Source organism: Flavobacterium maritimum (assembly GCF_040049085.1).
Taxonomy (GTDB): domain Bacteria; phylum Bacteroidota; class Bacteroidia; order Flavobacteriales; family Flavobacteriaceae; genus Flavobacterium; species Flavobacterium maritimum.
Genome location: NZ_JBDLZY010000008.1, coordinates 12,895 through 36,509 on the forward strand (window position 1 = coordinate 12,895; position 23,615 = coordinate 36,509).

Consider the following 23,615-nt stretch of genomic DNA (forward strand, 5'->3'; position numbering starts at 1 on the left):
GTCATGGTTTTCAGTTTCTCTCGATTGTTTTCCAATCAGTATCAAAGTTTAATCATAGTTTCAGGTTTGGCCTTCAAACTGTGACTGAATACATTCTCTTTATCCAAATAAATTGCCACCTATTTGTCTGGCTTTCAAATGCGCCTGTGCCAAACGGGATCTTTTTCCTTCGGGACTCAAATCAAGATGAGAACCTCCGTCTTCCATTGAAAAATCAAAACCGAGCTGACTAGTTACGGTTTTGAGATCGTCAATATGCAGTTTGGTGGCAAATTCTTCGCCTGTATGTTTACAAACTACCATCCCCTGTTTCATTCCTTCCTTTTTATAAATGTGCGCACCAATTTGTGCAGGACGTTGAATGATGTGGAAAAACTTCCCAAATGGAATCCATATCAAAAACATAATTACTGTAACAGCATGAATTACTGCGAGAAAATCGAAAGCAAAACCTTTCATGAATTGATATGAATACGTCAATCCTAATCCAGTAACCGAGATCGCTATCAATAAAATAAGCGGCAACAAATCACCTTCAAAAGATTGTGTTGCGATTAATCCGGGATTTGTCAATCGTCTTCTCAAATAATATAAAGATCCAAAAATAACTAAGTAAGAAGACCAGTTCAACGCATGAAACGTTAGAAATGCCATGATAGAACCCAATTCAAAATCCATTACTTTGAATCCGAAAAAATGGGCCTCATAAACGGATATCGTGTTGGGAGCCATTGTAAAATGAATCCACCCAAAGGTAAGCGGAATGGTAATTAAAAATGCTGATGTACAGCCTACTGCAATCATAAAGTGAGCTACCCAGCGGTATTTCCCTCTTGGATAAATGAATTTCTGAAAGGCGATATTCTCCACCGATTCTTTGGTAGCAAACCAAAAATGAGAAAACACTTTTCCAGTTACCAAATATGTAATTCCTCGTTTAAAATAAATCCAAGTTGGAGGCCTTTGCAACCAAACAGTATAGCGATACACAATTCCAAAGAAGGCAAACACGGTTCCAAATAAATAGGTAATCAGCGCTGCATCAAAATTCTGTAATTTTCTGGAGCCATAAAACACGAGTACAATAGCAAATATTGAAAGCAAAGTAGCAATCAGTAATGCTTTGGTATTAAAAGTCCGGTTTTTCATTTCAGATTGGGTTTAGATTAATTACTGACTAACTTGGTTTTTCACAACCTTTACGATTATAGAACCACCAATTGATACCTGTAGCTAAGATAGTAAAAAGAATCAAACCAATAAAAAATTGATTTACTGAGCCATTAGCAGAGATGTTATTTCCAATTAATTTTGAAAAAATAAACGGTCCAAATGCTGCGATAGCGGCAGTCCAACCAATAACTCCTGCGGCCTGACGTTGGTTCTCTGCAAAAATGATTGGATACTGTCTAAAAGTACCCGCGTTCCCAATACCTGTAAAGAAGAACATTCCCAAAATTACGGCTACAAAAAGAGGAAACTGATCCATACTTGTTGGTGACACCAGACCTTGGGTAACCAAAATGATTCCTCCTGCCAAAATCCCTAAGCCGGTAATTGTAGTAAGAATAGCTCCTCCCACTTTATCAGCCACGAAACCAAAAACGATTCTACTCGCAGATCCGATAAGCGGACCATAAAAAGCATATACTAACGGATCCGGTGCATTAGGAAAATCTCCGTATAGGAATTTAATCATCAAAGGAAAAGCTGCTGATAAACCGGCAAATGTCCCAAAAGTCATCAGGTAAGTAATCGTGCAATACCAAGTGTGTTTATTTGAAAAAATATCCATCTGCTCTTTTATGGAAGCTTGCATCGGAATACTTTTTAAGCTAAACCAACTGATAACTGCCAAAACCAAAAGAAAACCAATGTACCAAAATGCAGCAGATTGAATATAGATGCTCCTGTTTGTAACCGCCTCATTTTCGGGACTAATTTTGTTTAATATTTTTTCGGCCAATTTAGGGTTTGCATTTGCAATCGCTTTAGATTTCTCATTGAGTGGTAATGCAGAAAAAATTTCAAGATTTTCATTTGATTTCGTTACCGCTGTAACCGAATCTAATACTGGTTTCTTTACAGTAGCCAGAATTTTATTTTGTGATTTGTCATCCAAGGCTGCAAAAACTTCTTGTAGTTTTTCAACTGTTGAATCTTTTAAAACATTCCTTGTTTCCTTAACATCGATGCTTGTAAATACCGAAGTAGTCCCGTAAATACTAACACTCAAAATAATCGGGGTAATAAACTGAGCTAAACTAACTCCAAAATTCCCAATTCCCGCTTGGATTCCCAATGCAGTTCCTTTTAATCTTTTTGGAAAAAACAAACTGGTACTAGGCATAAAGGATGAAAAATCTCCACCGCCAAAACCACTAGTAATAGCCAAAAGAACAAATACCCAAAATGGAGTATTGGTATCCATTACCGCAAACCCGATTCCAATTGCCGGAATTAACTTGAGTAAAGTTGCCACAGTCACTACGTGCCTTGTACCAAAAATAGGCAGAATAAAGGTGTGTATGATTCTTAAAAATCCTGCGGCCAAACCAGGGATAGCCACCAACCAAAAAAGTTGGTCTTTCGAGAAAGGAAATCCTAATCCCGGTAATTTTACCGCTATTACGCTCATCATAAACCAGGAAGAAAAAGACAATATCAATGATAAAGTTGTAATCGTCAACGTTTTCCAGGCAATTTTACTACCTGTTTTTTTCCAGAACTCTTCATTTTCCGGTTCCCATTTGTCTAGCCAAGTTTTCATTTTGTATGTATTTATTGTTATATTTTTTTTTGCAATGCTTTGTATTACTAATGGTTGTGTTCTATATCGCGGGTAAAAGTTGGTGATTTAACTCTCAAAATTTTGATGATGGTTCTGTGCATCCACAACAGGCAAAGGATTGATATTACAAAGATGAATATCCAGGAGCTTGTCCAAAGTCCGGTTGAATTCAGCAAATAACCGAAGATAATTGGCCCAACAAAACCACCCAATCCACCTATTAAACCTACCATCCCTCCTACAACACCTACTTCATTCGGAAAATATTCCGGGATGTGTTTGAAAACTGCTGCTTTACCAATTCCCCAGGATATCCCTATCAGAATCACTAAAACAAGATATACCCAGATATTGGCGCTAAACTCAATTTGAGTAATCCCTTTTGCCAATAATTCTTTCTTTTTCACTTCTTGATTCTGTTTGACAACTATCTCTTGCCACGAATTCCTAACCGGAAAAATAGCGGTCTCTGCCTTATCTGAAGTTACTTTTGTGTTAATCTGCTGTGGTTTTCCATTAATGCTTATTGTCGAATCAGAAATTTCGGTAACAACACCATTGCTGGTTGCCAAAACTCCGGGACCGGCTGTAAAGACTTCCATTTTTGGAAACATCAATAAAAAACTAATTGCAATAGAAGAACCTAAAACCCAATACATCACTTTTCTGGCTCCGAATTTATCGGACAGATAACCTCCAAAAGCTCTGATAATTCCGGAAGGTAAACTGAACATTGTGGCAAACATTCCTCCCATCACTAATGAAGTCTGGTAAACATTCATGAAATTTGGCAGTAACCATTGTGAATAGGCGACAAAACAACCAAACACTAAGAAATAATACGCTCCAAAACGCCATACTCTAATATTTTTCAATGGAGATAAAAGCTCTTTGGTGGTTTTTGATACACCTGGATTTGTTTTGTTTTTGGCGAAAAGAATAAAAAGAATTCCGATAGCTACTAAAACTATCCCATAGGTTATCGGTAGCATTTTCCAACCATTTATTGGATCCTCCTCTGAAAAATTATTTAATAAAGTGGGAGCTACAAAAGTGGTGATGGCAGCTCCCGCATTTCCCATTCCGAAAATACCTAGCGCTCTACCCTGCCAGTTTTTAGGATACCATACTGAAGTATATCCAATCCCAACAGCAAAGCTGGTTCCTACCAATCCAAAAAGAAAACTCAATATGGCAAAACTCCAGAAAGAATCAGCAAACGGCAACAAAAAAAGCGGGATCGAACAAAGTATTAACAAGATGGAGAATACAATTTTCCCTCCGAATTTATCCGTAAAAATACCTATAGGAAGACGAAAAATCGAGCCTGATAAAATAGGAATCCCTAACAACCAGCCTACCTCAACAACAGTCCAATTGAATATTCCCTTGTCAACAAGATAGGTAACCAAAACACCATTTAAAGTCCAGCAGGCAAAACAGATTGTAAAAGCCAGGGTGTTTAAAAATAAAATTTTGTGGGATTGGGATAAACTACTCATAAAAGATTCTTTTTAAATGTTTCTCTTTAAATAAACTTCACATAATCATCGGATAAATATGTCCTTTATTTATAATGTAAAATTAATATCTAATACTTTTCTAAAACATGATATAAATCATTTAAGGAAGAAAGTTTTTCATTTAAAATAATCGCATAATTTGCATTTAATCGGCATACAGACTATTCTAAATCAACTTACTTTAATCATTAAAAGTAGTAAATAAATTAATAAAAAAAACAATCTAAAAAACACAACTACCTGAATTTGTTTTACATAAAAAAAATCCGTTTTAAAAACGGATTTTAGTACTTATAAATATAATTATGATTACGAACTCTTGTTATGTGGTGCTATACTTAGAACCCTGCACGATCGCCCGGCGTTCAATTTCTTTCTCCATATAAGTTTGAATGGCTGATTTTTTTAATCCCCAGTTGGGAGCTATCAGTAAATCCCAATCTGATATTCCAAACAATCTTTGGATAACAATATCGGGGCGCAACAATGGTATAACTTCACAAAGTAAATCGGTATATTCTTCTAAAGTAAATAAAGGGAATGGGTTTCTTTTATATTTAACTCCCATAACAGAACCTTCAACGATGTGCAGGTGGTGGAATTTCACAAATTTAATTTGAGGGAATCGGTTAATTTCGGCAATATAATTCAGCATCATTTCTCTGGTTTCCCACGGAAATCCAAAAACAGTATGCACACACAAATCAATTTTACTATCCTTTAATAATTCGACTGCAGTCACAAAATCAGCATGGCTGCAACCTCTGTTAATTTGTTCCAGAGTATCATCATACATCGATTCCATGCCCATTTCTAAATCAACATCATAACGATCGCAATAACTTTCCAGCAAAGCTACTTTTTCAGCATCTATACAATCCGGTCGTGTGCCAACAGAAAAACCAACAACATCTGATGAATCAACAGCCAAGGCTTCATCATAGATTTTTTTCAAATAGGGTACTGATGCATAGGTATTGGAATTAGGCTGAAAATACACAATAAATTTTTCGGCCTTGTATGATTTTCTGGCACGCTCCATACCTTGAAGTACTTGTTCTTGAATACTCGGCGCTTTTCTGGATAACTCCGGAGTAAAGGAATCAGTATTGCAATAAGTACAACCGCCATAACCTTTATTCCCGTCTCGGTTAGGACAACTAAATCCTCCATCAACAATTACTTTGTATACTCGTTGTCCGTTGTATTTTTCACGAAGGTAGGTCCCGTAATTTTTATATCCTTTAAACCCTAAATCTAATGTTGTACTCATATTCTAAATTTACACAATATCGCAAGGAACGACATTCTTACGTTTAACGTATTAACAGAAAAAAATTAGCCTCCAATCTTAATCATACTCCTGTTTTGGGAAAATAACTTTGGGTTTTGAAATTTGGCATCATCATCCATTCCGCCTCGCATGGCGTGTTTGGATTTTATGTTTTGAAAAATAAGTGGTTCTATGTCTTTACCTGCTCTTAAAGTATCTAGCAAGGAAGTCTCCGTATTCGAAAAAAGACAGTTTTTTAATTTCCCGTCAGCAGTTAAGCGAATGCGGTTGCAAGTACTACAAAACGGATTTGTCACCGAACTGATCACCGAAAAACTCCCTTTATGCGATGTGATTTTATGATTTTTGGCGGTATCATTTGGTTTGTCTTGTATGCGTTCCACTTTTTGACTGGAATAAAAATTTTCGACTTGCGCCATGATTTCGGCATACGAAACCAATTTTTCTTTATTCCATTGATTGCCATCAAAAGGCATGAACTCAATAAACCGAATCTGAATGTTGCGTTCTTTGGTCAATTCAATAAAATCAATTATTTCATTGTCATTAAATCCTTTCATCACCACCACATTCAACTTCACCTGAAACCCGTTAGCGTGAAGCAAATCCAGATTCTCCCATAGTTTATCAAAATAATTTCTACGGGTAATTTGGTTGAATTTATCTTTTTGCAAACTGTCAATACTAACATTTAAAGTGGTAATTCCCGCTTCTTTGAAAGTATCAATAAATTCATGTACCATAATTCCATTGGTAGTCAAAGTCAGTTCAACGCCTAATTTTCCTAAACGTTGAATGATATCTTTGGCATCTTTTCGAACTAAAGGTTCTCCTCCTGTCAACCTGATTTTGTTTACACCGAGATTGACAAAAGTTTGGGCAATCGTAACAATTTCATCTGCAGTCATCAGGTGTGCTCTTGGTGTAAGTGCAATTCCCTCGGCTGGCATGCAATAGGTACATCTCAAATTACAGTGTTCCGTAATCGAAATGCGCAAATAGCTGTGTGCTCTGCCGTGTGTGTCCTGCATTTGAATTGTTTTATTTTCCATGGTTGAAGCCATTTAAAATTTTAAATAAGTGCAATACCGATGGAAAAACAGCATCCATCGATTCACTTGCTCCTGCGGTTGAACCCGGTAAAGCCATGATCAGGGTATTTCCTTTAAACCCAACTACGCTTCTGGACAACATTGCATAAGGCGTTCTGTCCTGACCGTAAGAACGGATCGCTTCTTCTATCCCAGGAATGCGACGATCTAATATTGGAATCACCGCTTCCGGAGTAACATCCCGATTAGATAAACCGGTTCCCCCAGTAATAATCACCAAATCCATTTTTTTGTCACAAAACTGATTGATGCTAGCCTGAATATCGAGAACTTCGTCTGGAATAACCGAATAATTAGAAACTCTCAATCCCAGATTTTTGATTTTATCAGCAATCACTTTTCCTGCTTTGTCTTCTTTCTTTCCACTGGAAACGCTGTCCGAACAAACCATTACCGCCACTGCAAGATTGAGGTCTTCTTTGACCCCATAATCTGATTTTCCTCCTTTTTTATGTAGTAATTTGACGGTTGAAATCTCTACTTTTTTATCGATCGGTTTCAGCATGTCGTACATTGTCAAGGCTACAATCGAAGCACCGTGCATGGCTTCTACCTCAACACCGGTTTTATAAATTGTTTTTACGGTTACTTCTATTCGAACCGAATCTTCCAAACATTCAAACTGAATTCCGGTATATTCAATCGGCATCGGATGGCAATCCGGAATAGAATTCGAAGTATTTTTTACAGCGAATAAACCCGCTGTTCGGGATACTTCCAATACATCACCTTTAGGAACAGTTTTGTTCAAAATGGCCTGCATGGTTTCCGGCGAACCAACTTTTACGATGGCCTGAGCTGTTGCAGTACGTTGGGTTATTATTTTATGGGTGATATCTACCATGCTGATTTTTTGATTTCTTATTTACTATGTTTTTTTTGGCACACTGATGATACGGATTAAACTGATTCGTTTACTACAAACCTTTTTCAATATCCTGTCCCATTTTCAATCATTTTTAATTTTCACGCAGATTATGCAGATTCTTTTTCTGTTGATCATCTCTCTCTTACGTATTCTTTTTCCAAGTATAGGATTCGTCTTCCATTATTTCTTTTCCAAAAATGGATACTTTTTCCTTGATTTCTTCTACCAAAAATTCCAAGGCTTTATAAACCACTTTACGTCTTGGTGCCGACACAAAAACAAACAAACAAATCTCGCCTGTTTTCACGGTTCCCAAACTGTGATAAATATGCAGACAGGACAATTCGTATTTGGCGAAAGCCGCTTCCCTGATTTCATACAAACTTTGCTCAGCCATTTCTTCGTAGGCGCTATATTCGATGGCTGCTACCGTTTTTCCGTCGATAACGTCAGCACGAACCTGTCCTAAAAAAATATTATGCGCACCAATAGTGGTTTTACTCTGGTGTTTGGCAATAGAATTTCCAATGAAATCTGACGTTATTTGCCCTTGAATAAAGGAGCTTTTTTTAGGTTTTGGAGTTGACATACTATATAATCTATTGTTGTTACCTATTTTTATTTTTTGACAATGTTATTACTTGCCGTTTATAAGGACTGAACGCCTTTTTTAAGATGCGATACTTTTGTAAATCCTTCTCTTTTCAAATATTTCAATGCTGCTTGACTGCGTTGTCCCGTTTGACAAAACAAAACCGTTTCCTGATTTTTATTGAGCTCTTTTGCATACTGTTCTAAGGAATTTAAAGGCACGTTTACCAGATTCGAAAGAGCCAGTTTAGGTTCTTCACCGGATTCCCTTACATCAATAATCAGAACATCAGACAGGTTGTATTTTTCAAGAAAACTGTTTGGTTCTAAATCCTCATTTGGTTTTGCACTCTCTTGTTTTAAAAGAGCCAAACCATTCCTCATTCCTTTTTCAATTTGCTTTGGATTCTTATGAAAATCTATGATTTGTGTCTGATATTCTAACGCATCATAGACTAACAATTTTCCCGACAAAATATTCCCTATTTCCAGTATAATCTTAAGCACTTCGGTAGCCTGAAACGTACCAAGAGTATTGGGTAAAACGCCCAAAACGCCAGACACAACACAATTAGGAACCGCATTTAAATGCACTGTTTCAGGAAACAAACAACGATAGGTCGGTCCGTTTTTATAATTGAATACCGAAACCTGTCCTTCAAATTTATAAATCGAAGCATACACCACCGGTATTCTTTTGGCTACAGCCACATCATTAATCAGATAACGAACCGCAATGGTATCGGTACAATCCACGATAATCTGATAATCTGAAACAATCTTGGTTGCATTTTGTTCATTGAAAAACTCAGGAAAAACAGTAACTTTTACATCCGGATTCAACCCCAAAATAGCCTGTGCAGCTGTTTCCGCTTTTCCTTTTCCGCAATCTTTCAGACTGTAGAGCAATTGACGGTGCAAATTAGTTTCATCCACCACATCACCATCTACAATTCCGATAGATCCCACACCCGCCGCGGCCAAATTTTGCAATACCGGACAACCCAAACCACCGGCTCCAATTACCAAAACGCGTGCGTTCTGCAATTTTTGCTGACCTGAAAGCCCAATTTCTGCTAGGGCAATTTGTCTGGAATATCGTGCGTTATTTTTCATTTTTTATAGCTAAAACCCTTGCGAACACATTGGGTAAATTATTTGAATCATAAAACATTTGATTCAATACTTTCCTTCTTAACCACCAGCAAACGGCGGCAGAAAAGCAATTACATCCTGATCTTTAATGTTATAATCCAAACTACTCATCGCCCGGTTTACGGCAATCGTGTAGTTCGTATTTTTCAGTTCTTCATAAACAGCTTCCATTTTTGATTTCAAAAAAGAAACCGAAACTTTATGTTCCTCCATCTGGAATACTTCCTCTTTTTTACGAGTAATATCTACCAGCAGTCCAAAATATTTAAGCGTTATCGTCATTATACTATTTTTTTATAATCTTCCTCTGTATTGATGTTTTGCACTTGTGCGCTCCACTTTTCAGGAACCGTCAGCGTTTGATGATTCACTTCGTTAATAACACCTCGTAATTTCAATTGGTTTCCCGCCAAATGCTCTCCTAAAAGAATGCGCATCGAACGGTCATAAACCCCAATAAGCGGACTTGCTTTTTCTTCTACCTGCACTTGTGTCAACATAAACGAATCTTCATGTTTATCAACCAACCATTGTAATAATTCGGTTGAAACCAAAGGCACATCGACACTCAACACCAAATTAAATTTGGTTTTCGACTGTTTCAAAGCCGTATACAAACCACCTACAGGACCTTTGTCAGCAATTAAATCTTCTATGCGGGTATATCCTAAAGCATCATAGTCCGCATTTGATGAAACAACCACAATATTGTCTCCAATAATAGGTTTCATTGCTTCATAAATATGGCTTATAAATGGTTTTCCTTTTAAGGGCAGCAAGCCTTTATCAGTTCCCATGCGCTGGCTTTTCCCGCCTGCCAAAATAATTCCTGTATACTTTTCCATTAAGCTGTGGTATATAATTTAACTATTGCTATTCCGATAACCGCTGACAAAACATAACGCAAGGCCTTCGAATTAAATTTAGTACTTCCGTAATACGCCCCAAACAATCCTCCTATAAAAACCACACCAATCAAAACCAAAGAAGATTCAGGCAGGGTTCCGCCTTGGGAAACAAAACCAAAAAGTCCCGATATTGAGTTCGTCAAAATAAACAAAGCAGATACTGCCGCTGCTTGTTTCATCGTTGCCCATCCCAATATTAATAAAACCGGACTCAAAATAATGCCTCCTCCAATACCTAACAAACCGGATAAAAACCCTATTAAGGCTCCAAATCCCAATGCCAAAGGCAGATTAATCTCATTTATCGTATTTTTTTCTTTACCAAAAAATCCTAGCAGTCGCATCACGGCAAAAACCAAAACAGTGGCCAATATAATTTTATAATAAAAAGCGTCAATTTCTAAATAACCACCCACAAATGAAAACGGAATAGAGCTTAGCGCAAAAGGATAAAACAAATTCCATTTAAAATTTTTCTCGCGGTAATAGAAGTAAAAAGAAACCGCCGAAACCAAGATATTTAGTACCAAAGCCGTTGGTTTCATAAACGTCATCGGAAACGAAAAAGCACTCATTAAGGCCAAATAGCCGCTCGCACCGCCATGTCCCACACTAGCATATAAAAAAGCAACTATGGGTAATAATAGTAACAATAATGGGGTATCTAATAAATCAGCAACGGTCATAAAGCATGTTTTTTAAGTTCTGCGTCCAAAAATCCCCAGCAGGCAGTATTAATGGCTTCAAAAGATTCGATTAACGATTTTCCGTAGGGAGTCAAAACTGTACCACCACCTTTATTTCCTCCCACCTGGGTTTCAATCAGCGGCGTTTTCGAGGCTTTATTCGAAGCATCTACTAATTTCCAGGCTTTCTGATAGGAAATATTCATTGCTTTGGCGGCCTTATTGAGCGAACCCGTGGCATCAATTAATTTCAATAATTGAATGCGACCTTCACTAATGAGAATCCCTTCCTCCGTCTCAATCCAGATTTTGCTTTTAATTTTCAAAAGAAAATAGAGTTTCGTTATACTTTTACAAACATAACGAAATATTCCTTTTAATAAAAGAGAAATAAGTACTTTTTAACCGTTATCGATTTCGTAAACACAGAGGGCAAAACAAATTATCCGGTGACTTTGGGCGTGACCCCAGCCAGAAAAAAGGGCCAGCACCAAACTGGATCGACGCCCTTTTCCTGTCTGCTGTCGGGCTATCCGCGCTACTGCGGTAGCTTGCTCCTATCCCTCACGCGAATCGTCCTAATAACGAGGAAGATCAATTTCAGGAAAAACAGCTGGAAAATAGGGAATTCTTATATATTTTATAAGATAATTTCTATATATTTGGTAAAAATAAATACTGGCAGCTGTCAAACCAAGCCGCCCATTTTAAGGTGTATAGGTCTGATTTTGTCAGACCAATATACAAGTTGGCAGATAATTTAAAAGAACGAAACGAATACTAATGACCGAAAGAAAAAAAACTCTCAAAAAGAAGAAAATTATAGTAGAATTCCCATTCTACAAAAAATGGTCAACTTACTTTTATTTTCTCGGTTTCTTTCTTTTAATGTTTTTAATTTATATTATCTACAGAGTTCAAGTAAGTGAGAGAAAATTATTTACTTTAAGTTTTATTCCCCTACTACTTGGAATAATCTACGAAAACAAAAGACTTTCAACAGATTGGAAAATTATCGCTTTAAAAATTTTAGGCTCGCTTATTTTGAGTTTTTTTGCTTTTTTACCAGGAAAGCACGAAAAGAACTATAATTTTGAAAGTCATATTGAGGCTTGGCCTTTTACTTTTTTAGCATTTTTTATTTTAATATCAGTAATATTCCATGATAAAAAAGTTGTCCCAAAACTAACCGAAGGAATAACTCTAATTCAATCGATTTCAATAATATATTGGATTTTTGATTATAATTTATTTGAGAACCTAAATCTATTTTCCTTATCATTAATCTTAGTATCTTTCTTAATTTCATTCTATTCTTTAATTCACGCATTTACATATATACCATTAAGCAAAAATCATAGATTGTTCTTAAGTATATGGAGTTCAATAATTATGATAATTTTCGCAACAGAACATATTTTTAGTGTTTTTAATAGTCAAAACATCGAAGACACAGATGCTATAAATGGTTCTATACTAACTTTAGAATATTTTATTTTAGGCATATCGTCAATGTACATTTTGCAGAATTTTTTTATGTTAGCTGAATATTTGCCAAGTAGAAATAGATTTTACGACAAAACACATATGACAGATATAAAAGCAATGAATAAGACGCATATTGAACGATATTCGGAAAAGCAAGTGATGAAAATTGATTCTTTCCTTTGTCTACTCTACTGCTCTTTATTTTATTTCTTAAATTATAAATATCAAATAATGCATAGACAAACCGCAATTTGGCTTATAATTTTGACTTTGCCATATTTTATATATCTGAAAGAAAAAATGTTTCCTGAAAACGAAACGTAAAAAAATCATCTGCCAACACACGCTACAAGCAATTTGGGCAATAGGCTTAATTTGAAGTTGGTTTTGTGTCAGAAAGATTTGATAAATCCGAATAATGGGCTTAATTTAGTCCCAAACTGCGTGTAGCGCGGGAACGTTACCAGCAATTATACCAAAAAAATGAACAAATTTAGATTAAATAAAATACGTTTTGAAGAAAAGGACTTTGAAACAAATGAAATACAACTTGTAAATCCGGAACATTCTTCTGATTCAAATTACATTTCATTAATTGTTGGAAATAATGGCACTGGAAAAAGTAGAGTTCTAAGTAAAATAGCAAGATTTTTTGTTGAGCAAATTAAGGAATCAAATCAAAAACCATTATTTGGGTCTATTCTGGAATACAACAGAGCACCAGAAAAAATAATTGCTATCACAAATAGCATTTCCGACAAATTTCCAATGGATGAAAGTTTTAGACCTTTTCAAAATAATACCAATAATATTTATTTCAGAGATTTCAAATATAATTATCTAGGCACGAGAAATAGAATTAATAGTTTCTCAAATAGAGCTTTAATGAATAGAGCTTTGGATATTCTTTTTGAAAACTATTCTGAATTAGATGTTTCGAGAAATTACAGACATATTTTTGATTATTTAGATTATGAACCTGTATTAAAATTAAATTATAAAGTAAGTTCCAAACTCTACAACACATTTAACAGGCAGATTATTCCAAATGATTTTATTGATTATTTAAATAATCAGAACGATAATACAAGATTTAGAAGATTGACCCCAGAAAGAATTGAGGAATTAATTGGAGATAAAATTAATGAATTATGTGATTTTATAAATTCTTATCACTCAGGAAAAAGAGAATTATTAATAAATTTTTCAGAAAAAAACATTTCCAGAATTAATGCTGACAATTCTAGATATGAGAACAATGTTCATTCCTATAACCTTATAGGAATTTTAACAAAACTAGACATAATCAGACAAGTTGAAATTAAAGTATATAAAAAAGGAGGTTCTGAATTTAATTTCAATGAAGCAAGTTCAGGGGAAGCTAATATTCTATCAACTTTAATTGCTTTAATTCCATTAATTGTTGACAACAGCTTAATTTTAATTGACGAACCTGAAATAAGTTTACACCCATTATGGCAATCTCAGTACATTGACTTGATTAATAAAATTTTTTCAAATTTTAACGGCTGTCATATAATAATTGCTTCCCATTCACACTTTTTAGTAACAGATTTATTACCTGAAAAATCTTCAGTTATTACTTTAAAAAATCACAAAGGAATTATTAAATCTGAATCAATATTAGAACCAACATATGGTTGGTCTGCCGAAGAAATCCTTTATACTGTTTTTAATGTCAAAACAGTTCGTAACCATTTCATTGAATCCGATTTAGTAGACTTACTTGGCTTAATATCTGAAAAATCAAAGAATCTAAATAAAATTAGAGAACTGTTGCAATCTATTAAATCATTAAGTATTACTTCTAATGACCCATTAAATGTGGTCATTGAAGAAGCTACTGCATATCTAAAAGAAAATGATTAACCAAATTAAATCAACATATAATCTTTCACAACAAGAACAGAATTTGATAAATTCATTAATTCCATTCCAACCTGGAATATGGAACAATACTGCTGTAAAAGATGTAAAGACAGAAATTCATAAACAGCTACTTCTTATTCAAAATAACAATTGTTGCTACTGCGGTCTAAAAGTCAACGAAGGAGGTAGAGCCGAAATTGAACATATCGCGAACAAAGGAGGTCAAAAAAGACCCGCTTATATTGAATTTGTATTTACAAAAGAAAACCTTGCGATAATTTGTCAATTTTGTAATAGTTCTTCGAAAAAAGGGCAAGAAGATATTTTAGATAATGTGGATTTAACTAATTATACTAATTGTACATTTAAAATCGTTCACCCTTACTTTGACAATCCTGATTTACATTATACTTGGACAAAAGGAAAATACAAAATTTTAATCTCTTCAATATCTATTAAAGGAAATAAGTCAATTGAATTATTTGGACTAGACTCTGAATCTCACACTTTGGCTAGAGCAAAACAAGCAATGTTTGAAAACAAACTATCAAAGTATAATCAAAGAATACAAATTAGAAATAGAATAGCTGAAATATTCAACTTTAAGAAATAACTGCTGGTAACAGCTACTACAACGGATTTGGGCAATTGGTTTAATGGAAAAATGGTTTTGTATTTGGGATGATTTGGCAAATCCGAAAATAGGGCTTAATTTAGTCCCAAACCCGCTTTAGTACCAGAACGTTATGTGACATTTTAGAAAAAAACCAATAGTGAAAGACTACTACTGCCTAAATTTAAAATTTAAGGATAAAAAAATATCTGATAAAATATTTCATTCACATTTATTTGTTAATGACAAGGAAATGTATTTTCAAATAATTGATAATGATACCACTTCTCGAATTGATTCATATTTTTCAATGTCAGAAAATGCTTTAGGCTTATTTGAGGAAAATTTTGAAGTTATTGATACCGAAATTTCAATTATGTTTGACCAAAGTCGAATTTTTAAAGTCGTCTCTTTTCAAAATGATGATAAAAATCAATACTTTACGATTTATGTCAGCAAAATATGTCTTATTCATAAAAATCTCCATAATGAATTTGTAAATGAAGGTGTCGCTTATTTAAACAACAATGGATTAAGTGTTACAAATCTTTTTTATTCATTTTTTACTAACTTTAAAAATAAGAATACATTCTCAATATCACGAATGAATGGAATGCACGATTTCTATAAAATTGACAATATAAAATTTAGACCAGAACTTGAGTTCAAAAATAATGAAAAAAGAGGAAGTAAAAAGTTAACAATAAAGAAGATACCAACCATAAAGTTTAATTTTGAAGAAATTGAATTTGAAGAAATTAAAAATAGAATTCAGTTAATTTGTAATTTCTTATCCTTTTGTTTCAGCGTAAGAATAATTGTTGAAAAAATTGTTTTTAGAACCGAAGATGAAATTTTCATTTTTAGAGACACTGAACCAAACAATAAAACTTACATATCTGAATTGACAAATAACTTTAGATTTCTAAAAGAAAATTTTACTATTGACAAAATATTAAAAACTGATTGGTTTAGTAATTATAAAACAAATGAGATATCTCTAACAAAGGCTATAGATAATTTTTTACACGCTAGAGAAGTTAGTCTAGGAGCTTCTTTTCTATTACTTTTTAATATTATCGAAATATTTAATATAAATAAGAATCAAGAAAAATTCAACTTTAACATTAGCAAAGATGAAATGACAAAAGAGATTGTTTCTCATTTCAAGCAATATTTAACAGATAAAAATGATGAAATTGAGTTTGAAAAAAAACTTGAAGGTGTATTCAATAAAATAGAATATAAACCTTTTAAAAGCCCTCTAGAAGAAACTTTAAAAACAAATAATATTGACCCAACAAAATTTGGTTTTACACTCAATAAATTAAAGAGAACAAGAGATAGCATAACACACGGTAGCCTGAGTTCAATCAAGGAAGAAGATTTGAAACTACAAATCTATTGTATACGAAAAATTGCAATTTGCTTAATTCTGTCTAAATTTGGATTGAAAGATGACCTACATAAAAACGTCACATAACAGCCACTACAACGGATTTTGGCATTTGGCTTAATGGAAAGATGGTTTTGTACTTGGGATGATTTGGCTAATCCGAAGAATGGGCTTAATTTAGTCCCAAACCCGCTGTAGTGCCAGAACGTTATGCCTTATTGTACCAAACTATAAAATAAAAAATATGTTTCCAATTAAACATTTAATACTAACAGAAATTGAAATACTAGCTCAAAAATCAAAAGGTTTTGAAGCAGTTGACCATAACGCCACTAAAGGTGGGCTTAGAGAAAATCTTTTAATCAATTTTTTCAAGAAACTAATCCCTGAAGGTTTAGATATTACCAGTGGTATCATTTGTGATGCAAAAGGAAAGAGTAGTAATCAAACAGATTTTATAGTATATGATAAAAGTACATTACCTAGAATTTTGTTAGACAAAGAAATTTCTATTATTCCAATTGAAACGGTTTATATAATTGCTGAAATAAAAACTACATTAAGAACTTCTGATTTAGAGCAAATTAAAACCGCACGAGAAAATTTCAACAAATTAGAATTGGCAGCAAAACACATACCTAATAATCCTGAATTTAAAGTCCCTAGTGTTATAATAGCTTATGAAACCAATATTGCTGAAAAAACTTTAATTGAATGGATGGAAAAAATGAATGACATAGTATCGATATGCATCATTGGTAAATTCATATTGAGCAAAGAAGACACTATTAAGAAATATGAAAAAGGCGCTATAAATCCAAATTACTTTGAAACGCTAGTATTTTATAATCAACTTTATAATTATTTGAAACAAACACTGGAGACAAGAGAAATTAATCCAATTTGGGATGCTTATATAATGGGAGTTTAATTAAACAACAAGGCATAACAGCGGTTTTAAGAAATTGGGGGTTTGGTGAATAATGAAAAGGTCTTTTTGTATATTTGGCTTCAGTCTTAACGGAATGGTTTGGGAACAAAAATCCCCAACTTCTTAAAGCCGGCGGGACGTTATGTCTCAGTTTAGAAAACCAAAACAGTAAAGAAATGATTGATAAAGAATTAAGAATATTATTTTTAAAAACAAAATTAGAAAATGAAACTAAAAATCTTGATTCGAACAATTTTTTTGAATTAATAGAGGACAAAATTGGTTGGAAAAAATACAATGAAATATACCGTGAATGTGTTGCAAATTCATTACTTGATGAACAGACGCATAATAAATTAACCGAAATAGGGAAAACTACATTATACACTTTAGAGGCGGAATATACACAAGAGATTAAAGACAAAGAAGCAGAACGAAAAAAACTGCATAATGAATCTAAACTTTCTGATTGGCAAGTTAAAACTTTTTGGCCTTTATTCATATTTGGCTTATTTGGTGGTTTATACAGTGCGTACGACATTATAAAAAACTTAACCAAAGTAGAAAATGTACAATCAAAACAAATAACCAAAGAAGAAATGGAATCGGAATTATCCAAATTACGTACTTTAATTTTAACCCAAAAAAAAGATAATTCTTTAATTCCTGCTAATTTTGAAAAAGGCAAATAATGTCTTTAAACATAATATTTAATTAAATTTTTTCCGACTTAAACGATGTGGTAGCGAAACCGAAAATCGGAATAAATAAAAAACCGAAGGCATAACAGCTATTACAATGGATTTGGGTAATAGGTTTAATGGAAAGTTGGTTTTGTATTTGGGATGATTTGCTTCGCCTGTTCGCGATCGCTCGGGTGGCAAATCCGAAAAAAATAAGGCTTAATTTAATCCCAAACCCGCTGTAGTACCAGAATGTTGTATGCAAGCTAAAGCCAACAGCCCTAACAAAAAAAACACTATCCCTCAGTAGATTTCCTTTTATTTTCTTAAAATTTCTAAACATTTTATCACACTTCGGTGATTTGTGTTTACTCTTCCTTTTTTTGTGTTACTAAACCTCTTGATTGAGTCGCAACTTTGCATTGTAAATAATTTATTAAAACAATTTTAAATAATAATACAATGAAAAAGGTAATCTTAATCACTGGCGCAAGCTCTGGAATGGGTAAAGAAACAGCCAAAAACCTAATTAAAAAAGGACATATTGTTTATGCCGTTGCTAGACGCATTGACCAGATGCAAGATTTAAAGGAATTGGGCGGGTATCCAATCAAAATGGATGTTACCAAAGAAGAAGACATTCAAAATGTGGTAAATACAATTATCCGAAAAGAAGGCAAAATAGATGTACTTTGGAACAATGCTGGATATGGTCTTTACGGCTCAGTTGAAGATGTTCCTATGAACGAAGCCAGAAAACAAATGGAAGTAAATGTATTTGGTATGGCTGCTATGACTCAAAAAGTAGTTCCGCATATGAGAAAAGTAAAATCAGGAACAATCATTAATACTTCTTCAATGGGAGGCAAAATGTATTTCCCAATGGGGGCTTGGTATCATGCAAGTAAACACGCTGTAGAAGGCTTAAGCGATTGTTTACGATTGGAATTAAAACCTTTTGGAATTAAAGTAGTAATAATTGAACCAGGATTTATTGCTACCGAATTTGGTGATGTACTTTTAAATCAATTCGACACATTACCAAAAGATAGTGCCTACCGAAATATGATGGACAAAATCTCTGAAGGAACAAAAAAAGCAGCCCAAGGAAATGGTTCCTCACAACCTACAGTTATTTCCGATGCTATTGTAAAAATCATTAATTCAAATAATCCCAAAACCCGATACCGTGTTGGGAAATTTGCTAAACCTATGGTTTGGATGAGGACCAATTTAGGTGATAAACTATTCGATAAAATTGTAATGAGTCAAATGTAATCTGCTAAAATCAAAAACTAAATACAATTATGAAAACAATTAAATTAATTATGTTGCTTATTGTAACATTCAGCAATCAACTTTTCGCGCAAACCAATGAAAATGAAATTATAAGTAAATGGGAGTCGGACAAGAAAGATGTAATTTTGGAAGTATTCAAAAAAGGAGACAAATACTACGGAAGATATCTTTGGGGTAAGGAAATTGTTCAGAATGATGGAAAAACTTCCAAAAAAGACACCGAAAATCCAGACCCAAAATTGCGTTCAAGAAATGTTATAGGCATTACAAGCTTAACAGGCTTAACTTGGAATGGTAAAGAATATGTTGATGGAAAAATCTATAACGCCCCATCTGGAGATACATACAGTTGTAAACTTTGGATTAAAAAAAATAAACTATATTTAAGAGGGTTTTTGGGTATCTCATTATTAGGGCAAACAGCGACTTTTCATAAAATCGAATAGTATGGATTTTTTTCAAAATACAGCAAACTGGATAAAAGGTGAATTACTAGAGTCAAAACTTATCATTGCCTTTGGACTTTTAACAATTTTAATAGGTGTACTTTTCTGGAAAATGGGAAGTACACCCAATGCCAAAGCACTATTAATTCCTTTGTTAATTGTAGGTGGAATATATTTTTCTATTGGAGGAAATATGCTTTTCTCAAATCAAAAAAGAATGACTCAAATGCAACAAAACTACAAGCAAAACAAAACGGAATTTATCAAAGCCGAAAAAAAGCGGGTAGAAGATTTTCAGTATCAATATAAAATCTCAAAAATCATTGCAACATTGTTTTTCAGTGCTACAATTTTCATCTTTTGGTATACCAAAAATCCAACATGGCAAGGTGCCAGTATTGGACTTGCTCTTTTTGGTTTAGCTGGTTTGGTAGTTGATTATTTTTCTGAAGAAAGAGCGACAATATATTATCAAAAAATTTTAGAGACTTTAATTTAGAAAAGAAAATGACTAACGAAATTCATCACATAAAATCAATAAGCCAACTTCATCAGATGCAAGGTTTTACAAAACCTACACACCCACTGATTAGCATAGTTGATGTTTCAAAGTGGGAAATTTCAGAAGAATGGATTGGTTTCAAATCTACAACTGATTTATATTCCATCGCATTAAAAGATAAAAGCTGTGGAATGCAATATGGTAGAAATACTTATGATTTTGATGAAGGTGTTTTAATTTTTACAGCACCAAATCAAGTTCAATCAATAACGAAGGGACAAAAAATAAATGAAATAAAAGGCTGGATGTTATTCTTTCACCCGGATTTGATACGAAATACGTCACTAGGAAAAACTATTGACCAATACAAGTTCTTTTCTTATGATATACATGAAGCCTTACATTTATCAGAAACCGAACAAAAAACAATTACAGAATGTGTGAATATGATAAAAAGTGAAATTTCTGAACGCATAGATAATCACAGCCAAACAGTAATTTCTTCGTCTTTAGAATTATTATTAAACCTATCAAACCGTTATTACGAAAGACAATTCAACACACGATCTGCACAAAATTCCGATGTAGTAAGTCAGTTTTATAATCTATTGCAAAACTATTTTTATGAAGGCAATTTTATTACTCTAGGGATTCCGGCAATTGACTATTTTGCTGACAAAATTCATCTTTCACCAAATTACTTGAGTGATTTACTAAAAAAAGAAACGGGTTACAGTACTAAAGATCAAATCAATAATTTTATCATTGAAAAAGCAAAAAACTTCCTTTTAAGCAAAACAGAATCCGTTAGTGAAATTGCTTATTCGTTAGGATTTAATTACCCTCACTATTTCACTAGATTGTTTAAATCTAAAACAGGAATGACACCGCAGGAATACAGAAAACTTAATTAAAAAGCCTGCGTAAAACAGCGGTTTTAAGAAACTGGGGTTTTGGTTTTTAATGGAACGAGCTTTTTTTATATTTGACATCAGTCCTAATGGAATGGTTTGGGAATAAAAATCCCCAACTTCTTAAAGCCGGCGGGACGTTGTCGTTCGGCAGTGAAATTTGTGTTTAAAAATTGAATCTTAATAGGGCAACCCAATACGGTTGTCTTTTTTTATGGGATAAATTTAATTTGGCTCAACATCCAGTTGTAGATTTTGTCTTCTCTAAAATAACGTTCCACAGTACCGTGATTTCCATCCTTAACAACGGTAAAGGTAAGATTGGCATCGGGATTGCAGGTTTGAATTGCTTTGACCATTTTTTTGGATTCCGATAATGGGACAATATAATCTTTGTTTCCATGAATAACCCACAAAGGAACCGTAGCCAGATTGCAGGCATCTTTGGTATTTCCGCCTCCGCAAATGGCGACTGCCGCAGTGATTTTATCGGGATATTTACCGGCAAAATCAAAAGTGCCATATCCACCTAAGCTCATTCCACATACATAAACCCTTGATAAATCGGTATTGTAATTGTTTTGCACATATTCCAAAAGCTTTAAGAGCTTGTCTGGATTCCAAGCACCATGTGCTACTTGTGGCGCAATAACTATTGCTGGTATTTCTTTTCCGCTTTCAATGGTCCTAATTACGCCGTAACGTTTTACACGGTCCAAATTAGTTCCAGACAGACTTTTTCCGTGCAAAAATAAAATGATCGGTGCTTTTTTGTCCAACACCTCCTGACTGGGCAGATTGATCCAGAAAGGATAGTCAGTTTGATCTGTGATGGCTTTTAGCTGCGCTTGTGCAGTAGGAATGGTGCAAAGCATAAGTAGGTAAAATAAAATATGAAATCGCATGAATTGGGGGCTTAATGTTTGATTTGGGGAGGCAAAATACCTTTTTATAATTAAAGGAGGCAACTTTTTTTGGATAAAAACAAAAAAACAATATTTTTCCCTTTAGCCCCGATTGCTTAGCCAGTTCGGCTTTCAGCCTCGTGTGCGGGACGATATTTTCTAAAAAGTCAAAATTTTATAATCGAATGTAGATAGTCATCTTACCTTAAAACGTTGATGATAAATCACTTATTTGGTTTTAAAAAGCAAAGGACTTCCACAAAAGCAAAAGGGGTTTTCACGACTATTTAGTTCATGTTTAGGTTGCATTTTACCCAAGCGATGATTACGATGATGATCAACGAGAAGACGAACAAAGAGAAAGGAAAAATAATTAAACTTGGCGGACAACAATTTACTTTTGTACTAAGGCGTTATAAATATACCTCTACAACAAATACACTTCAACTTTATCGCCTTTTTTCAATTCATAGATTCCATCGGGCACAAAAACCAGTCCGTTGGAAACCGAGAAAGAATTCAGCATCGAAGAAGCCTGATGCGATAAAACATTCGCTTCATCATTAACAATATCCGCTTTTAAAAACTGAGAACGGGTATTATGCACAGTATAATCATGTCCCAACGAAATTGACTTGGATTGATTGTAGTTCGTCGCTTTTCCTGAAAGTATCGAAAGCGTTGGTAAAACGTAAACATAAAAACAAGTTAAGCAAGCCGCAGGATTTCCAGGCAAAGCAAAAACCATTTTGTCATTTCGTTTTCCTGCAAAAAGCGGTTTTCCGGGTTTTTGGTTAACTTTATAAAACAGTGTTTCGACTTCTAATTCCTTTAAGGCTGCTGCCACAAAATCATAATCCCCCACTGATATTCCTCCCGAAACCAAAACCACATTATTTACAGACAAAGCTTCTTGCAATTTGTTTTTGGTGTTTTCAAAATTATCGTTGACTTCATACAAATTCACCTGATCAAAATACCCCTCTTTCAAAGCCGATTCCAGCATGATACCGTTACTTTCATAGACTTTTCCGTATTCTAGAGGCGAACCCGGTTTTACCAATTCGTTCCCGGTTACCAGAATTCCTACACTCGGTTTTTTAAATACTTTTACGGAAGTAAAACCCAATCCGGCCAAGAACCCAATAGCCGCGGCATTTAGCAAAGTTCCTTTTTCTAGAGCCAGTTCCCCAACACTAATCTGTTCACCAATAGGTCTTATGTTCGTTTCTGGCTGAACAGCTTCTTCGAGCAACAATTGCTGTTCTTTTACCACTACTTTTTCAATTTGAATCACCGCTTGCGCCGAATCCGGAACAGCGGCTCCAGTGAAAATCTTAATCGCCTGACCTGGCAACAAAACCACCTGATGCGTATCCCCAGCTTTGATTTCACCAATAATCTCATACACCAGGGCATTATGCAAACACAAGGCAAACCCATCCATTGCCGATTGTCGGAACGGAGGCATGTTGATAGGTGAAAAAAGCGTTTGGGAAAGCACATGTTTTCGTGCCTGAACCAATGAATAGTCTGTTTCCTGTAACTCTGGTAAATTATTTTGTAGGATTGAAAAAGCCTCTTGAACTGAAATCATAGTGTAATTTTTAGCAACATTCAAAA

24 protein-coding genes are annotated in these 23,615 nt (G+C 34.2%); 10 read left to right on the top strand and 14 right to left on the bottom strand.

Features of this window, described 5'->3' with window-relative positions; genetic code table 11:
• Positions 1–99: 99 nt before the first annotated feature.
• From ABEB23_RS16570 to ABEB23_RS16625, 12 genes are all read right to left on the bottom strand, one after another.
• Positions 100–1,149 (bottom strand): MFS transporter, encoded by a 1,050-nt coding sequence (locus ABEB23_RS16570; RefSeq protein ID WP_348813780.1) that lies wholly within the window; start codon positions 1,147–1,149, stop codon positions 100–102.
• A gap of 28 nt (positions 1,150–1,177) precedes the next feature.
• Entirely contained in the window at positions 1,178–2,770 is a 1,593-nt protein-coding gene (locus tag ABEB23_RS16575) for an MFS transporter (protein WP_348813781.1), read from the bottom strand.
• A 47-nt stretch (positions 2,771–2,817) separates the two neighbouring features.
• Complete coding sequence (locus ABEB23_RS16580; protein WP_348813782.1) at positions 2,818–4,293, bottom strand: MFS transporter; 1,476 nt, start codon at positions 4,291–4,293, stop codon at positions 2,818–2,820.
• 343 nt (positions 4,294–4,636) lie between these two features.
• Positions 4,637–5,587 (bottom strand): tRNA modification radical SAM protein MnmL/YtqA, encoded by a 951-nt coding sequence (gene mnmL / locus ABEB23_RS16585; protein WP_348813783.1) that lies wholly within the window; start codon positions 5,585–5,587, stop codon positions 4,637–4,639.
• A gap of 65 nt (positions 5,588–5,652) precedes the next feature.
• Positions 5,653–6,660 carry a GTP 3',8-cyclase MoaA gene (gene moaA / locus ABEB23_RS16590; protein WP_348813784.1) on the bottom strand — a complete coding sequence of 336 codons (1,008 nt, stop codon included), beginning with the start codon at positions 6,658–6,660 and terminating at the stop codon, positions 5,653–5,655.
• The gene (gene moaCB, locus ABEB23_RS16595) at positions 6,650–7,564 is read right to left on the bottom strand and encodes a bifunctional molybdenum cofactor biosynthesis protein MoaC/MoaB (protein ID WP_348813786.1); all 915 of its coding nucleotides are present in this window, start codon (positions 7,562–7,564) and stop codon (positions 6,650–6,652) included. The genes moaA and moaCB overlap by 11 nt, the downstream gene beginning before the upstream one ends.
• Before the next feature lie 166 nt (positions 7,565–7,730).
• Complete coding sequence (locus ABEB23_RS16600) at positions 7,731–8,177, bottom strand: molybdenum cofactor biosynthesis protein MoaE (protein WP_348813787.1); 447 nt, start codon at positions 8,175–8,177, stop codon at positions 7,731–7,733.
• Between the two features lie 59 nt (positions 8,178–8,236).
• Entirely contained in the window at positions 8,237–9,295 is a 1,059-nt protein-coding gene (locus ABEB23_RS16605; protein WP_348813788.1) for a ThiF family adenylyltransferase, read from the bottom strand.
• 78 nt (positions 9,296–9,373) lie between these two features.
• Positions 9,374–9,616, bottom strand: a complete 243-nt coding sequence (locus tag ABEB23_RS16610) for a MoaD/ThiS family protein (RefSeq protein ID WP_348813790.1) — start codon at positions 9,614–9,616, stop codon at positions 9,374–9,376.
• Positions 9,616–10,179 (bottom strand): molybdenum cofactor guanylyltransferase, encoded by a 564-nt coding sequence (gene mobA, locus ABEB23_RS16615; RefSeq protein WP_348813791.1) that lies wholly within the window; start codon positions 10,177–10,179, stop codon positions 9,616–9,618. The genes ABEB23_RS16610 and mobA overlap by 1 nt, the downstream gene beginning before the upstream one ends.
• Positions 10,179–10,928, bottom strand: coding sequence for a sulfite exporter TauE/SafE family protein (locus ABEB23_RS16620; protein ID WP_348813792.1), 750 nt, complete (start codon positions 10,926–10,928; stop codon positions 10,179–10,181). Before ABEB23_RS16620 ends, mobA begins: the two co-directional genes overlap by 1 nt.
• Positions 10,925–11,254, bottom strand: a complete 330-nt coding sequence (locus ABEB23_RS16625; RefSeq protein ID WP_348813793.1) for a winged helix-turn-helix domain-containing protein — start codon at positions 11,252–11,254, stop codon at positions 10,925–10,927. The genes ABEB23_RS16620 and ABEB23_RS16625 overlap by 4 nt, the downstream gene beginning before the upstream one ends.
• 457 nt (positions 11,255–11,711) lie before the next feature.
• On the opposite strand from ABEB23_RS16625, the gene ABEB23_RS16630 reads away from it, so the two are divergent.
• The 10 genes from ABEB23_RS16630 (at position 11,712) to ABEB23_RS16675 (ending at position 21,090) form a co-directional block, all read left to right on the top strand.
• On the top strand, positions 11,712–12,740 hold the full coding sequence (locus tag ABEB23_RS16630; RefSeq protein WP_348813794.1) for a hypothetical protein: 1,029 nt from the start codon (positions 11,712–11,714) through the stop codon (positions 12,738–12,740).
• Positions 12,741–12,899: 159 nt separating this feature from the next.
• Entirely contained in the window at positions 12,900–14,306 is a 1,407-nt protein-coding gene (locus ABEB23_RS16635) for an AAA family ATPase (RefSeq protein WP_348813795.1), read from the top strand.
• A complete protein-coding gene (locus tag ABEB23_RS16640) occupies positions 14,299–14,919 on the top strand; it encodes an HNH endonuclease family protein (RefSeq protein WP_348813796.1) in 621 nt (206 codons plus the stop codon). The genes ABEB23_RS16635 and ABEB23_RS16640 overlap by 8 nt, the downstream gene beginning before the upstream one ends.
• 160 nt (positions 14,920–15,079) lie before the next feature.
• Entirely contained in the window at positions 15,080–16,402 is a 1,323-nt protein-coding gene (locus ABEB23_RS16645) for a HEPN domain-containing protein (protein WP_348813797.1), read from the top strand.
• Positions 16,403–16,559: 157 nt separating this feature from the next.
• Positions 16,560–17,246, top strand: coding sequence for a DUF6602 domain-containing protein (locus tag ABEB23_RS16650; RefSeq protein WP_348813799.1), 687 nt, complete (start codon positions 16,560–16,562; stop codon positions 17,244–17,246).
• A 176-nt stretch (positions 17,247–17,422) separates the two neighbouring features.
• Positions 17,423–17,938 carry a hypothetical protein gene (locus ABEB23_RS16655; RefSeq protein ID WP_348813800.1) on the top strand — a complete coding sequence of 172 codons (516 nt, stop codon included), beginning with the start codon at positions 17,423–17,425 and terminating at the stop codon, positions 17,936–17,938.
• Positions 17,939–18,391: 453 nt separating this feature from the next.
• Complete coding sequence (locus ABEB23_RS16660) at positions 18,392–19,207, top strand: oxidoreductase (protein ID WP_348813801.1); 816 nt, start codon at positions 18,392–18,394, stop codon at positions 19,205–19,207.
• Positions 19,208–19,236: 29 nt separating this feature from the next.
• The gene (locus ABEB23_RS16665; protein WP_348813802.1) at positions 19,237–19,674 is read left to right on the top strand and encodes a DUF2147 domain-containing protein; all 438 of its coding nucleotides are present in this window, start codon (positions 19,237–19,239) and stop codon (positions 19,672–19,674) included.
• Between the two features lies 1 nt (position 19,675).
• Positions 19,676–20,173, top strand: a complete 498-nt coding sequence (locus ABEB23_RS16670) for a hypothetical protein (protein ID WP_348813803.1) — start codon at positions 19,676–19,678, stop codon at positions 20,171–20,173.
• 8 nt (positions 20,174–20,181) lie between these two features.
• Positions 20,182–21,090: a helix-turn-helix domain-containing protein gene (locus ABEB23_RS16675; RefSeq protein ID WP_348813804.1), complete on the top strand. Its 909-nt coding sequence runs from the start codon at positions 20,182–20,184 to the stop codon at positions 21,088–21,090.
• 209 nt (positions 21,091–21,299) lie between these two features.
• On the opposite strand, the gene ABEB23_RS16680 is transcribed toward ABEB23_RS16675, so the two are convergent.
• Together ABEB23_RS16680 and ABEB23_RS16685 are read right to left on the bottom strand one after the other, a co-directional pair.
• Entirely contained in the window at positions 21,300–21,962 is a 663-nt protein-coding gene (locus ABEB23_RS16680; protein WP_348813805.1) for a carboxylesterase family protein, read from the bottom strand.
• 457 nt (positions 21,963–22,419) lie between these two features.
• Positions 22,420–23,589, bottom strand: coding sequence for a molybdopterin molybdotransferase MoeA (locus tag ABEB23_RS16685; RefSeq protein ID WP_348813806.1), 1,170 nt, complete (start codon positions 23,587–23,589; stop codon positions 22,420–22,422).
• Between the last annotated feature and the right edge of the window lie 26 nt (positions 23,590–23,615).